Below are 13,916 nucleotides of genomic sequence, written 5' to 3'. Positions count from 1 at the left end.
CGGAGCGGATGAGGAGTGGTGAGCGACTGATGAGCACAGTGGTCTCCGAGCGGGCCACCGCCGGGGCGTCCGCCAAGACGCCCCGGCGGGTGCGCCGCCCGGGAACGAAGGCCGCCCCCTACCTGTTCGTGCTGCCCGCGCTCGCCCTGTTCGCGGTCTTCAAGCTGTACCCGATCGCGTGGTCGTTCTGGCTGAGCCTCTTCCGGACCGACGGGGCGCTGCAGAGCTTCGCCGGGACGGCCAACTACGAGCGGCTCCTCAGAGATCCGCTGTTCTGGACCGCGTTGCGCAACACCGGCGTCATCCTCGTCGTCCAGGTGCCGCTGATGCTGGCCATCGCGATCGGACTGGCTGTGGCGTTCGGTTCGGCGCTGCTGAGGTTCCGCGCCTTCATACGGCTCGGCTTCTTCCTTCCGATGGTGACGGGGCTCGTGGCATACGGCGTCCTCTTCGCCGTCCTGCTCAACCCGCAGTCCGGCCTGGTCAACTGGTTCCTCGGGCTCGCCGGCATCCCGGCGGTGCCGTGGCTGGCCGACACGCTCTGGGCGCGGATCGCCCTGGGCCTGGCCCTCACCTGGCACTACACCGGCTACAACGCGGTGATCTTCCTGTCGAGGCTGCAGGCGCTGCCCAGGGACCACTACGACGCGGCTGCCGTGGACGGGGCGAACGCGTGGAAGAGGTTCAGGCACGTGACCCTGCCGGGATTGCGCCCGGTCGTCCTGCTCACGCTGGTCATGTCCACGATCGGCACGTTGCAGCTGTTCGACGAGCCGTACGTCCTCACCAACGGCGGCCCCGACAACAGCACGCTGACCCTGGGTCTCTACCTCTACAACAACGGTTTCAAGTTCTTCGACTTCGGCTACGCCTCGGCCATCGCCTACGCACTCGCCGTGATCATCGGGTTCCTCGGCATCGTGCAGTTCCGCTTCCTGGGAGACAAGTCGTGAACCGCAGAAACGCGGTGGGCGGCGTCATGCTGACGTCGTCGCTGCTGATCGCCGTCACCGTGGTGCTGGTGCCGTTCTACTGGCTGGTCGTGGGCAGCACGCACAGCACGGCCGAGGTCTTCGACAGCCCGCCGCCGTTGCTGCCGGGTGGGCACCTGCTGGAGAACCTCGCCAATCTGGAGGCCAGCATCGGCTTCAGCCGGGTGGTGCTCAACTCGGTGCTGATCTCCACGATCTACACGGTGCTGGCCGGCCTGGTGTGCACGATGGCGGGGTACGGCTTCGCCAAGTACGACTTTCGCGGCAAGGAGTTCCTCTTCGGCCTGCTGATGCTCGGCCTCGTCATCCCCAGCCAGGTCACGCTCGTACCACTGTTCAAGATGATGCTGGCGCTCGACTGGCTCAACACATACCAGGCGATCGTGCTGCCCAACCTCGCGCTGCCGTTCGGCATCTTCCTGATGCGGCAGTCGATGTCCGCGCTGCCCGACGAACTGCTGGCCGCGGGCCGGGTCGACGGCTGCGGGGAACTGCGGCTGTTCGTCCGCGTGGTGCTGCCGCCGATGCGACCGGCTCTCGCCGCTCTGGGCATCTACCTGTTCCTCTACCAGTGGAACGACTTCGTCTGGCCCTTGATCGCGCTGCGGACCCGGGACGCCTACACGATCCCGCTCGCGATCGCCTCCCTGCAGGGCGCCACCGAGACCGACTACGGCCAGATCCTCGCCGGAACGGCCGTCGCCGCGCTCCCGATGGCCCTGCTCTTCCTTCTACTTCAACGACACTTCGTGTCCGGACTTCTCGCAGGAGCGGTGAAAGAGTGAGTGTCACGACCGCCGGGCTCGCGCCCGCGCCAACCGAGCACCTGCTCGACGACGTACGGCTGGCCGTTCTGACGCATACGCCGGGCGCGTCGGCGAGCTGGGAGCTGACCGCACAGCAGGACGGCCCCGACCTGCTGGAGGTCCGCTCCGACGGGGAGACGGAGATCCGGCTCTCGGTCCCGCTGGGCGACACGGTGGGGTTCTGGCACCCCACCCGCTCCTGGAGCCGCCCGCTCGTCGCCGACTGGGCGGGCCTGGCGCACGTGTCGCTGGTCGAGGGGGCCGCCGCGGGCTGCCTGTACGACAGCGCCGGCCGCACGCTGCTCGCCTTCGCCGCCGTCGATCCGGTTCCGGAGACCGTGATGCGCTTCGGCGTCTCCGAGGAGAACAAGACCTTCGTCGTGCACCTGACCGTGCCCGCGAGCGCCTCGCCGTACAAGATGGTCTTCGCCAGGACGGCTCCGTCTGTCGCGGCGGCGATGCGCGGGCTGCGGACCTGGCTGGGGGCGGGACCGGCGCCCGTGCCCGAGGCCGCGCGGCTGCCGGTCTACTCCACCTGGTACAGCTTCACCCAGGACGTCGAGGAGTCGGCCATCGAGGCCGAGGCGGCGCTGGCGGCGGAACTGGGCTGCGGCGTGATCATCATCGACGACGGATGGCAGGAGCTGGGGAACGGGCGAGGCTATCCGGGCGTAGGGGACTGGCGTCCGGACAAGACGAAGTTCCCGGACCTCGCGGGACACGTCGCCCGAGTTCGGGAGTTCGGGCTGAAGTATCTCCTCTGGGTCGCCCCGCTGCTCCTGGGCCCGGAAGCCGAATGCTTCCCAGAACTGTCGCCCTACGCTCCGGCTCCGGCCGGTGTGCCGGGCGCGCAGGTGCTCGACCCGCGTAGGCCCGAGGTCAGGCGGCACGTGGTCGAGCTGTGCGCCTCGCTGGTCGCCGACCACGGGCTCGACGGACTCAAGATCGACTTCTTGGACGAGGTCATGGTCTACGCGGGCGCGCCCGCACACGGCGCGGACATCCCCGACGTCGGCACCGCCATGAACGTGCTGCTGACCGAGCTTCAGGCCGCGCTCGAGGCCATCCGGCCCGACGTGCTCATCGAGCTGCGCCAGCCGTACGTCGGGCCGGGCATGGCGCCCTTCGGCAACATGCTCCGGGCCGACGACTGCCCGGCCGACGCGACCGCCAACCGGGTCCGTACGATCGACGTCGGCCTGCTCTCCGTGCGCGGGGCCGTCCACGCCGACATGCTGATGTGGGACCCTGAGGGGGAGGCGCGGAGCGCCGCGCGCCAGCTCATCGGCCCGCTGCACGCCGTGCCCCAGATCTCCGTGAGACTCGCCGGGCTCAGCGAGGAGCACCGGCGGATGGTGGCGTTCTGGCTCGGCCAGTGGCGCAGGCTGCGGCCTCTCCTGCTCGACGGTGAGGTGGAGCCGGGCCGCCCCGACGAGCTGTACCCGGTCATCACGGCGTCGCGGGGAGAAGACTGCGTGATCACTGTCAGCGCCGACCGGGTGGCCACGCTGGACACCGCGCGGCACCGGCGGATCACGCTCGTCAACGGCACCGCCGCGGAACGCCTCGTCCTCGACGTCACAGGACCGGGAATCACGGTAGAGCTGATCGTCTACGGTGCGGCTGGATCTATGATCGAGCGGGTGGAGCGGCGGCTTGAGCCCGGCCTGTGCGCGCTGGCCGTCCCGCCCTCGGGCCTGGCGACTCTGGAGGAGACCCAGTGAAGATCGGCATCACCGAGGTGGCGGCGCGGGCTGACGTGAGCGAGGCCACGGTCAGCCGGGTCATCAACCGCCGCTCCGGTGTCTCCGCCAAGACCCGCGAGGCCGTCGAGCGGGCCATGGCGGAGCTGGGCTACGAGCGCTCCACCCGGGGGCAGATCGTCGCGGTGATAACGCCGTGGCTGTCCAACCCGTTCTTCGCCGATGTCGCCGAGCTGATCGAGGCCGCGCTGGCACCGCACGGGCTCAAGGGCGTGCTCTGCCCCGCCCTGCCCGGCGGCATCCAGGAGCGCGAGTTCGTGACCGCGCTGGCCGACCACGGTGTCGCCGGGGTGGTGTTCCTGTCGGCCAGCAACACCATCGAGAACGCCGATCCCGAGACATACAACGTGCTGGCCGCGAGGCGGATCCCGTTCGTGGGGGTCAACGGCGGCTTCGAGGGGCACGACGCGCCGGTCTTCTCCACGGACGACCACCTCGCCGCCGAGCTGGCCGTGGAGCACCTGTTCTCGCTGGGGCACCGCAGGGTCGGCATGGCCGCCGGTCCCGTCGGCAACCGGCCCGCCGATCGCCGGGTCGAGGGATTCCTCGCCGCGCTGGAGCGGCGCGGGGTGGAGGACCCGGACCAGTGGGTAGTCCGGCAGTACTACACGATCGAGGGCGGCCAGTCGGCCACGTCCACCCTGCTCAGGCAGGATGTCACCGCGATCGTCGCGGCCAGCGACTTCATGGCGCTGGGCGCTATACGGGGCGTGCGCAGGGAGGGGCTGTCCGTGCCCGGCGACGTCTCGGTCGTGGGTTACGACGGCTCGATGATCATGGAGTTCGTCGATCCGCCGCTGACCACGGTCCGGCAGCCCGTCGACCGCCTGGCCAAGGAAGTGGCCCGTAGCGTGGTCGCCCTGGTGAGCAACCGCGAGGTGCCGCCGGGCGAGCTTCTGTTCAGTCCGGAGCTGGTGGTGCGGGCGTCGACGGCGCCGCCGCGCTCCGCCTGATTTTCTCGAATTTTCACCTCATCTCACCGTTGATCGCCTGAGATTCATCCGATCACCCCCTGAATCGGGAGACACCCATGAGGTACATCGCGTTATCCGTCCTGCTCGGCTCCTCCCTTCTCGCCGCCGCGGCCCTGACCCCGGCCCAGGCGGCGGCGGGCGGCCCGCTCGTCGTGGTCAACCCCGGCTTCGAGAAGGGCGTCGAAGGCTGGACGTTCACCTCCGGCACCGGAGTCGCCACCAACCTGCCGCACGGCGGCACCAAGCTGATCTACCTCGACTCCGGTGAGGGCAGGAGCATCAGCCAGACCGTCGTCGCCCCCGCCGCGGGCCGCTACTCCGTCTCCGCCTGGATCGCCACCGGCGGCGCGGGCGGTACCTTCACCGTGCTGCGCAACGGCGCCGCCGCCGGCTCCGTGACCCTGCCGGCCCGCTCCACCTACACCCGCTACACCGTCTCCGACGTGGAACTCGCCGAGGGCGACCGTCTGGGGATCGTGTTCGGCTCCGGTTCCGGCTGGGTGAACGCCGACGACGTGATGGTCTCGCCCGGCGCGACCGCCGGGCCCCGCGTGAGCTCGTCCAACGCCAAGATCGTGGAGATGTTCGGCTGGGCCAAGGCCAAGGCGGGCAGCTGGGTGCATCAGAACGGCGTCCCCGGCCCGCTCAACGTCGACGAGCGCAAGCCCGCCGGCACCGGCGAGGGCAGCTACGTCTCCTCCTACTGGGCCGGATACGCCCACCGCAGCGGCTACTACTCCCGCGACTTCGCCCACCAGCTGGCCGGAGCGCACATCCTCGGCCTGGCGGCCGAGAACAAGGCGATGCTCCGCTCGTTCGCCGCCTCGGCCACCGAGGAGCACAAGTACTACCCGGTGTGGGCCCTCAACTTCGACGCCTCCACCTACCTCGACATCGACTACAGGAGCCCGACCAACTTCGTGCGCGAGGTGCCGGCCACGTTCGAGCTGGTCGAGAAGGCCAACCACGCGTTCCGCTGGAGCGGCGACCGCTCCTACATCGACGACCCGGTGTTCTGGGACTACTACCGGCACGCCACCAAGGAGTTCGTCGAGCTGCACGACGGCACCGTCCCCAACGGCTCCGTCAAGGTCGCCGAGGGCACCGGCAAGGGCATCTTCCAGGGTACGGCCAGCTACAACGAGGACGGCGAGCCGCTGATCGAGGCCGGTGACGGGATCGGCGCCCAGTACCAGGCGTACAAGGCGCTGGCGGACCTCGCCGTCGACAAGCGCGACCTGAAGCTGGCGGCGGAGTACGCGGCCAAGGCGCGCGAGCTCAGGCGCTACTTCAACGACACCTGGAGCCGGAAGGAGGGCAGCACCGACTTCGTCCGCGCCTACAACGTCTCCGGCGAGCCGGTGACCGGCTTCGGCAAGGAGAACAGCTGGTTCATGCCGATGAAGGGGATCATCGACGCCGGCCCGCGCAACGACGCCTACCTCGACTTCATCGACACCCAGGCCTCCGGCCCGGAGGGGCCGGTCAACATCGAGGCGTTCACCTACCTGCCCGACACGTTCTTCAGGCACAACCGCAACGAGACCGCCTGGAAGTGGATGCAGAGCGTCTACGACAGGCGTGAGAACAGGCACGTCGTCGGGCGCCAGGGGCTCAACGGCGACTACCCCGAGGTGTCGTTCACCCTGGTCAGCCAGACGGTCGAGGGACTGATGGGCATCCAGCCCGACGCCCCCCGGCGCACCGTCGCCACCCAGTCGCGGCTGCCCGCCGACATCGGCTGGCTGGAGGTGGCCGACGTGCCGGTCGGGGACGGCAAGGTGACGGTCCGGCACGACGGCCAGACCTCGACCACGCTCACGAACGGTTCCGACCGTCAGACCTTCTGGGAGGCGCGCTTCCCGGGCAAGCACCGCTGGCTGGAGGTCGACGGGCACCGCATGATCGGCATGCCCAAGGTGATCGACGGCGTCGGCTACACCGTCGCCCTGGTGCCCGTGCGCGCCGGCCGGACCGCCACGGTCAAGGTCTCCGGCTGACCCACGTCCGCCGCCGCCCCGCCGTACCGGCTCCCCGCCTTCCGGGATCGGTACGGGGCTTGAGCAACAACGGAACGGCCAGTGGCGGTAGCGGGCTGAAGACCGCCGGACTGCCGCCGCTGGCCGTTCGAATGTCGTTCACCGGGTTGGTGGACCAGCTCGATCTCGATGGCGAGGACGCCGAGGGCTCCGTTCTCATGGGTCGTGGATGCGGGGGATGTCGGCGAGCTGACGGGAGAAAGGGGCAGCCCCCTGGTCACCGACCACGCCTCTGGAGTGATTACGGCTCGAACATGGCGGGATAAGTCCGGCGCGATAACAATCACTGACCTTTAAGTCGTGATGTTCACCGATCATGTGACCATGGCTGGAAAATTGATACCGGAGCGGTTCTCCTGGGCGGTGGAGACACTGGATCTCGCGCCGTCCGATCGGGTCCTGGGGATCGGATGTGGCCGCGGTGTCGCGGCCACGCTCGTCCTTGACCGCCTCAAGGCGGGGTCGCTCACCGCGATTGACCGGTCGGACACAGCCATCGAGGCGGCCAGGCAGCGCAACAGCGGGCACGTGGCAGCCTGACCTTCACTTTTCAGAAGTCACGATCACTCTGCCCAGTCAGACCGACCGGGTACCGGGCCGCCGTCGAGAGTGCGCGTCGTGTGGGTTTGGTGTCCGACGTCGCCGTCAGCGTTGCCATCACGGCGACCACTGTGACCAGCGCCAAGGCCGACGAAGGAGGGCCCTGGCGGCGATCGTCCCGATCGCGTACGGGGGCGGCGAAGTGAGCGATCCCTACCTTCTTCTTGGGCCGTCCGAACCGGTCGTAGGGTTCTGACACCCAGGGGTGCCGGGTGTGGCTTTGAGCGATCTGCCGTCCGTGGCTTGTGACGATTGGCCGCCCGGCACCCGGGACGACTCGGCCGCTGATTGAGAATTGCGAGTTCATCGCTGTGTAGGGATGCGCCGGCGAGGTCGTCCGCGGGACCGCAAGAACGATCGAAGGAGGGACGACGGTGCAGCGGGTGTGGGCCGGGGTGGACATCGGCAAGACTCATCACCACGCGGTGGTGATCGACTCGGAGGGCAAGCGGCTATTGTCGCGGCGGGTGGCCAACGATGAAGGCGCCCTGACTGCGCTGTTCGCCGAGGTCACTGCGCTGGCCGAGGAGGCGGTGTGGGCTGTTGACATCATGACCGGCGGGGCGGCGCTGCTGCTGGCGGTGCTTCTCGATCACGGTCAGCAGGTGCGCTACATCTCCAGCACCATGGTCAACCGGGCTGCCGATGGCTACCGAGGAGCGGGCAAGACAGACGCCAAGGACGCCGCGATCATCGCCGACCAGGCCCGGATGCGGCAGGACCTGACCGTGCTGCGCCCCGGACCCGAACTGATCGCCGAGCTGCGGATGCTGGTGGCCCGCCGCCAGGACCTGGTGGCCGACCGCACGCGCGCAGTCAACCGGCTGCGCGATCAGCTCTTGGCCATCTGCCCGGCCCTGGAACGCGCGCTGGAGGTGACCAACAAGGGACCGTTGATCCTGCTTACCGGCTATCAGACCCCTGCGGCCATCTGCGCGGTGGGCCAGGACCGTCTGGAGGAGTGGCTGCGCGCAGCCGGCGTGCGCCGCGGCGCGAGCGAGTTGGCCGCGCGAGTATTCCAGGCGGCATCTTCCCAGACCGTCACCGTGCCGGGCGAGCAGATGGCCGCCCTGCTGGTGGCCCAGCTCGCTACGGAGCTGATCAGGCTCAATGCGCTGATCGACGACGTCGATGCCCTCATCGCCGACCGGTTCGGCCGCCACGAACTGGCCGAGATCATCGTCAGCATGCCCGGCATCGGTGTCCTGCTCGGCGCCGAGTTCCTGGCTGCCACCGGCGGCGACATGACCGCCTTCGCCTCACCGGACCGCCTGGCCGGCTATGCCGGGCTCGCCCCCGTTCCCCGCGACTCCGGACGCATCAGTGGCAACCTGCACCGGCCACGGCGCTACAACCGCGCCCTGAACCGGGTCTTCTACACCTCGGCCCTGATCAGCGTCCGATGGCACTCCGACTCGCAGGCCTTCTATGAGCGCAAACGCGCCGAGGGCAAGCTTCACACCCAAGCCGTGCTGGCTTTGGCCCGGCGACGGGTCAACGTGTTGTGGGCGCTCATCCGTGACCGACGATGCTACGAGGCAACCCCGCCGCTTCCTCAAGCGGCATAGCCGACCACCTTGACAACTTCATTGAGAATCGTCACGGCCTCAGCGGCCACCCGCGGTCTTCTGATCTGCAGGGAAGCTCCAGCGACGTGCGATCATGCCGCTGCCCAGGCGCTGATGTGCGGCTACATGTCCCGTTCGGCCATCGTGAGGCCTCACCAGTGCCCTGGATGTCTCGCCACAGCGTGCCGGACAAGGCTTGCCTTCCCAGGATGGCCGCCTCTGCCGGCCCTGACCCGAAAATACGAGAAAAGGCAAGGATTACCCCGCCCGCCTTCGTCGAAGGGCTGTCACCACTTGAGATCACCGGTCTGCACGGGATCGTTATAAGACCTCCTTTATCTCGCTAACACCACCCTCATACTCTTTTTTCTGCTATATCCCCATAATCAAGGACGCTGATGAAGCTCTTCTTCGCAGGCCTCGTGGCAACGGCCGCGGCCGTGTCCGCGGTGGCCGTACCCGCTCAGGCGGCATCCGTCGCATCCGTGCAGGCCGCCCCAGTGGACCCGGTGAAAGCCCTGAAGGCCCAGCTGGTCCCGGGCAGAGGCGTAAAGATCACCGAATCAAGCGGCATCATCCTCGATTTCACCGCCGACGACCGGGCTATGCAGATACGGGTGAACACCCGCACGGTCGGCACCCTGGCTTTCGGCAAGGGCAATGCAGCGGCTGCCGACCTCCGTGTCCGCATGTCCTCACCCCAGAAAGGGTCCAACCCTCCCTACCGGGTCATCGCCGAGGGCAGAAACGCCTACGTGACCAACGCCGGCATCGCCAAGGCGCTGCCTTCCGGTCGTTCCTGGATCCAGTCGAAGGCCAGTGGGCACAGAAACGCCGTCCCCGACATCGTCACTCCTGCCGAACTGAAGTTCATGCTGGACAACGCATCAGAAGTGGCGACCGGCGAGTATCAGGGCACCGCCACGCTCGCTGACTTCCAGCACGACAGATCCGCCGGGGAAGGCAGCGTCGAGTTCCGCCTGTACTTCGATGAACACAACCTGCTCACCCACACGGTCGTCGACACGACAACCTACCCGGACGACGACACCATGGCCTATGACCAGATGGTCTTCCACACCGATACCAAGTATTCGGGCTGGGGCACCAAGGTGAAGATCGCCGCACCGGCGGCCAGCAAGGTCATCAGTGAGAAGAAACTCAACGCGAAGACCCTCAAGGCCGCCATAAAGGCCGGCTATCCGGAGAGCGGCCCTTTCTGATCTGCGCCAACAAAAGGAACCGACATCGGCGGGCGAACCCGTGTACATCTTTCCCGCCTGAGCAGTACCCCTTCAAAGGGGCATGGGAGCCAATCAGGAGGCACCGAGCCCTCATGGGGGTCAAGACGAGATCGCCAAGCGGCGAACCAGCGAGGTCCTGAGCTCCGGAGTGTGGGGCCGTACTGGGGACGACCAGCCGACATCGCCTGACAACCGCCGGATGCCGAAACATGATCCACAAGCGAAAAGCCCTGGTCATCGCTGAGATGACCGGGGCTTCCGTTACGCGCGGCCGAGAAGATTCGAACCCCTGACCTTCTGATCCGCAGGGAAGGGCATACGCCTCGTCAGTGCTCTTTCGCCCTGGTGGAGCGGTGGACGCGGGTCCCTACCGTGTGATCGCGTAAGACGGTGTTGCTGTACGCGCCGCTGTACTGATCAAGAAAAACGGGCATGACGAGTTCGCCTCTCACCCGTCAGGCCATTTCCACAGATGACTTCCGCCATGCCAGAAGGACGGCCCGCTATCCCTGCTGAGCTGGAGCGGGCGGTGATGGTCGAGGCGGGACGTCGATGTGCGATCAGGGATGGATCTGCTTGTGATGAACCTGGTCAACGACGGGCATCTCATCCCAGGGAAGGTCTGGTACGCCAAAAGCCTCCTTGAGCCAGTATCTTTCACCCTGGCAGCCACACGGGAATGCCTGATAACGCGAGATGTCCGTGAGCTCGTGCAACGCCGGAAAGATGCTCAGCCGCTCGATCAGCGAAGGCTCCACCGGATCCGGGGATTGATGGAAAATGTAGTTAGTTGTAACGCCTAGCATTCTTTATCCTGGTCAAGGGCCCAGATACTGGCTGCTACAGCACACGGCCGTTAGAAGCTGCTTCCTGGATCAGGTCGGAGCCAGATAACCAGTGCGGCGACGGTGACGGTTCCCAGGCGGACGGCACCGCCCCTCGGCCGGCACGTGGATCTCCGTGGTGAACCCGCCGCGTGAGCGCCCTGAGCACTCCCCGGTCGGATCACCTCCGCCAGCCGGGCTGCCAGGGTTGCCAGCACCGGATCGCCCCGATCTGTCCCCGCCCGGTCCCCCTTTTGCCGACTCGGCGACGGCGGGTGGGCAGGGCCGCGCGGAGCGCGCCGGCTGCGTGCTGGTGCGCTCGCACGGTCGTCGAATCCACCGACACGTCCCGGTCCACCCGCCCCTGCTCGTCTTGAGCCGCCTGAACCGCCGCCAGCAGCCGCTCCCGCTCGGCATTGGTCAGGTCTCCACGACCCATACGTCAAGAGCGGCAAGCCAGGCACAGGCCGCCGGCAGATCTGACAACAACTCTTACTGATCTTTAATTCGTGGTGTTAAGCGATCATGTGACACTGCCGGTTTCTGGCGGTATGTCCAGGTCATGCGGTACGCGCAAGGCGGCGGGCTGACCGCCGCACAACGAGCCAAGCGCGAACAGGTACGGCTGTGCGCGGCCGAACTGTTCGCCCGCGGATACACCGACCTGCAGATAGCCAAGGAACTGCGCGTCAGCCGGATGTCGGCCAACCGATGGCGCCGCGCCTGGGCGCACGGCGGCGGCGCGGCCCTGACCTCCAGGGGACCGGCGTCCCTGCCGCGGCTGAGCGAGGCGCAGTTCGCCCGGCTGGAGGCCGCGCTGCTGCGAGGCCCGGCCGCGCACGGCTGGAACGACCAGTACTGGACGCTGACCCGGGTCCGGCGGGTGATCGGCCGGATGTTCCACGTGTCGTACTCCCTGCCCGGGGTGTGGAAACTGCTGACCCGCCATGGCTGGTCGTGCCAGGTGCCCGCGCGCCGGGCCCGCGAACGCGACGAGAAGGCGATCGAGGTATGGAAGGAGCAGGTGTGGCCGGCCGTGGAAAGACCGCGGCGGACCTGGGCGCGTGGGTCTGCTTCGAAGACGAGTGCGGGCGCACTTTGAGGCCGCCGATCGCCCGCACCTGGGCGGTGCGCGGCGCCACCCCGGTGGTGCGGGTACCGGGCCACCGCACGGGCAGGGTCTCCGTCGCGGCACTGGCCTGCTATCGGCCCGGCCGGCGCTCCCGGCTGATCTACCGGGTGCACGTTTACCGGCGGCGCAAGAACGAGGCAGCGAGCTTCACCTGGCGCGACTACCGGGACCTGATCACCATGGCGCATCTGCAGCTCGGCGCGCCGATCGTGCTCATCTGGGACAACCTCAACCGGCACACCTGCCCGCAGATGCGGCAATTCATCGCCGACAACGCCGACTGGCTACGGGTTGTCCGGTTGCCGGCCTATGCTCCCGATCTCAATCCGGTGGAGGGCCTGTGGTCGCTGCTGAACCGTGACGGGCTGGCCAACCTCGCCGCCACGGGCCTGGACCACCTAACGCGCGTGATCAAGCGAGGCCTGAAGAAGATCCAGTATCGGCCGTATCTGATCGACGGCTGCCTGGCCGGGACCGGCCTGCTTCTCAAGCCGCCGTAACTTCACGCATTAAAGATCAGTAAGGCCTGTTGCGAAAGGACCCGTAGTGTCTCAGGCGCGGGCAACTTATCCCTCGCCAGTCGGCCGTCAGCTACCCGGGGAAAGGAGGCTTTCCAGCGTCCGTGGCAGTGGATACACCCGCTCTGCGGGAAATAGCCGCTGAGCCTTGGTAGCGTGCCCGGTTTGTGTCAATACCGCGGCCTTGCGGACCTGGGGGGTGAGGTCGGTGAGGCTGACGATCCAGTCGTCGGTGAATGTGCGGATCAGATTGCGGCCGATGCCGACCTGGATGCTGTAGTGGTTCAGTGCCGCTCCGCGCAACGAGCGTTCCGGGTCCCACTGGACATGTACGGCTGCCTGGGTCACAGCTGCCGGATCCGCGGTCGTGAGCACGGCCTGGGACAGAGCTTCCTCCCAGCCCTGCCGGGTTATCCGCACTGCGAGAACGCGCTCTTGACCGGGTTTGCGGGCCCAGTTGCTGCGATGCATGAGCCACAGGAATGAGGGCTTGATCCATGTCATCCTGTGGAATGAGAACGGCGCGACGAAGCGGCCCGCTCGCAGCGCTGCGTCGGCTATGGCAGGCGCGTATGCCTGGTAGACCACGATCGTGTCAGCGTCGTAGTCTGCGCGAATCTGGTACTGGGGTGCCATGCGTTGCACCCTGCCATCCGGTGCACTCGCATCGCGAAGCTTTTTCCCCGCCCCCGGCCGGAGCGAATGTGCTGGTCATAGCCACTCGTTGATGGCCGCTACGAGGACGGTCGCCTCGTAGCGGACCGCGAGCTTGTCGTATCTGGTGGCCACGGCACGGTGCCTTTCGAGGCGGTTGATGCCGCCCTCCACCGCCTGCCGAGCCTTGTAATCCTCCGGATCGAACTTCGGCGGACGACCGCCCCTGGATCCGAGTTTCTTGCGGTTGCGGGCCTGGTCGGCCTTGTCCGGGATCGTGCAGCGGTGCCGCGTCAGCGCAGGTAAGCACGGTTCTTACGGGAAGCGTATGCCTTGTCGGCACGCACCCGCCCGGGCCGGGTGCGCGGCCGGCCGGGCCCGAGGCGGGGCACCCGGATACGGCCCAGAACGGCCTCGAACTGCGGGGCGTCGCCACGCTGCCCGGCCGTGATCACGATCGACATTGGCTTCTGGCCCTGCTCGACAGCCAAGTGCCGTCCCGCTGCCGGCGCCGGACAAGTCGTACACCCGACCCCACGGCCCATACTCCTCAGGCATGTCCCGCCACGGGATGCCGGTGCGGACCCGGAACCGTATGCCGTCGATCAACTGCCGCCGAGGCCATACCGGCGGCCGACCGGGCCTCTTGTCCTTCGACAACAGCGGCCCCAGCACCGCCCACCGCTCGTCCGTCAGATCCCCACGCGCCACAAACCGTGATCTCCCCACGGCCAAGATCCACTTTCGGCACACGCTGACTCGTTCGGCCCACGCCGGTAAGCGAACCCGAGAATGCCCTTTG

Annotated in this window: 10 protein-coding genes and 2 pseudogenes; 9 read left to right on the top strand and 3 right to left on the bottom strand. The window is 67.6% G+C overall.

All coding sequences use genetic code 11. The features are described from left to right. Nucleotides 1-29 precede the first annotated feature (29 nt). From J2S55_RS29035 to J2S55_RS29000, 8 genes are all read left to right on the top strand, one after another. A complete protein-coding gene (locus J2S55_RS29035; protein ID WP_306867464.1) occupies nt 30-953 on the top strand; it encodes a carbohydrate ABC transporter permease in 924 nt (307 codons plus the stop codon). Then, the gene (locus J2S55_RS29030; protein ID WP_306867462.1) at nt 950-1,777 is read left to right on the top strand and encodes a carbohydrate ABC transporter permease; all 828 of its coding nucleotides are present in this window, start codon (nt 950-952) and stop codon (nt 1,775-1,777) included. Before J2S55_RS29035 ends, J2S55_RS29030 begins: the two co-directional genes overlap by 4 nt. Next, nucleotides 1,774-3,522 (top strand): glycoside hydrolase family 36 protein, encoded by a 1,749-nt coding sequence (locus J2S55_RS29025; RefSeq protein ID WP_306867458.1) that lies wholly within the window; start codon nt 1,774-1,776, stop codon nt 3,520-3,522. Before J2S55_RS29030 ends, J2S55_RS29025 begins: the two co-directional genes overlap by 4 nt. Then, nucleotides 3,519-4,514 (top strand): LacI family DNA-binding transcriptional regulator, encoded by a 996-nt coding sequence (locus J2S55_RS29020; protein WP_306867455.1) that lies wholly within the window; start codon nt 3,519-3,521, stop codon nt 4,512-4,514. The genes J2S55_RS29025 and J2S55_RS29020 overlap by 4 nt, the downstream gene beginning before the upstream one ends. Before the next feature lie 77 nt (nt 4,515-4,591). Next, the gene (locus J2S55_RS29015) at nt 4,592-6,535 is read left to right on the top strand and encodes a carbohydrate-binding protein (RefSeq protein ID WP_306867452.1); all 1,944 of its coding nucleotides are present in this window, start codon (nt 4,592-4,594) and stop codon (nt 6,533-6,535) included. Between the two features lie 363 nt (nt 6,536-6,898). Further along, on the top strand, nt 6,899-7,114 hold the full coding sequence (locus J2S55_RS29010; RefSeq protein WP_306867449.1) for a methyltransferase domain-containing protein: 216 nt from the start codon (nt 6,899-6,901) through the stop codon (nt 7,112-7,114). Nucleotides 7,115-7,548: 434 nt separating this feature from the next. Beyond that, entirely contained in the window at nt 7,549-8,742 is a 1,194-nt protein-coding gene (locus tag J2S55_RS29005; protein WP_306867446.1) for an IS110 family RNA-guided transposase, read from the top strand. A 398-nt stretch (nt 8,743-9,140) separates the two neighbouring features. After that, nucleotides 9,141-9,965 carry a hypothetical protein gene (locus J2S55_RS29000; protein ID WP_306867443.1) on the top strand — a complete coding sequence of 275 codons (825 nt, stop codon included), beginning with the start codon at nt 9,141-9,143 and terminating at the stop codon, nt 9,963-9,965. 944 nt (nt 9,966-10,909) lie between these two features. Here J2S55_RS29000 and J2S55_RS28995 read toward each other — a convergent pair. After that, nucleotides 10,910-11,216, bottom strand: a pseudogene (locus tag J2S55_RS28995) (hypothetical protein); the annotation flags it as partial. 156 nt (nt 11,217-11,372) lie between these two features. Between J2S55_RS28995 and J2S55_RS48640 the strand changes: the two are divergent. Beyond that, nucleotides 11,373-12,442, top strand: a protein-coding gene (locus J2S55_RS48640; protein ID WP_442480352.1) for an IS630 family transposase whose coding sequence is annotated in 2 segments (ribosomal slippage) — nt 11,373-11,871 and nt 11,871-12,442 — 1,071 coding nt in all. Because the reading frame shifts where the segments join, the coding sequence is not laid out codon by codon here. An 87-nt stretch (nt 12,443-12,529) separates the two neighbouring features. Here the strand turns inward: J2S55_RS48640 and J2S55_RS28980 are convergent. Together J2S55_RS28980 and J2S55_RS28975 are read right to left on the bottom strand one after the other, a co-directional pair. Next, complete coding sequence (locus J2S55_RS28980) at nt 12,530-13,096, bottom strand: DUF4291 domain-containing protein (RefSeq protein ID WP_306867441.1); 567 nt, start codon at nt 13,094-13,096, stop codon at nt 12,530-12,532. 75 nt (nt 13,097-13,171) lie between these two features. Beyond that, nucleotides 13,172-13,825: pseudogene (locus J2S55_RS28975) on the bottom strand (transposase). Nucleotides 13,826-13,916 lie beyond the last annotated feature (91 nt).

Source organism: Streptosporangium brasiliense, from assembly GCF_030811595.1.
In the GTDB taxonomy this organism is placed as follows: domain Bacteria; phylum Actinomycetota; class Actinomycetes; order Streptosporangiales; family Streptosporangiaceae; genus Streptosporangium; species Streptosporangium brasiliense.
Note: the sequence above shows the minus strand (reverse complement) of the source record. Positions and strands in the feature narration are given on the sequence as shown.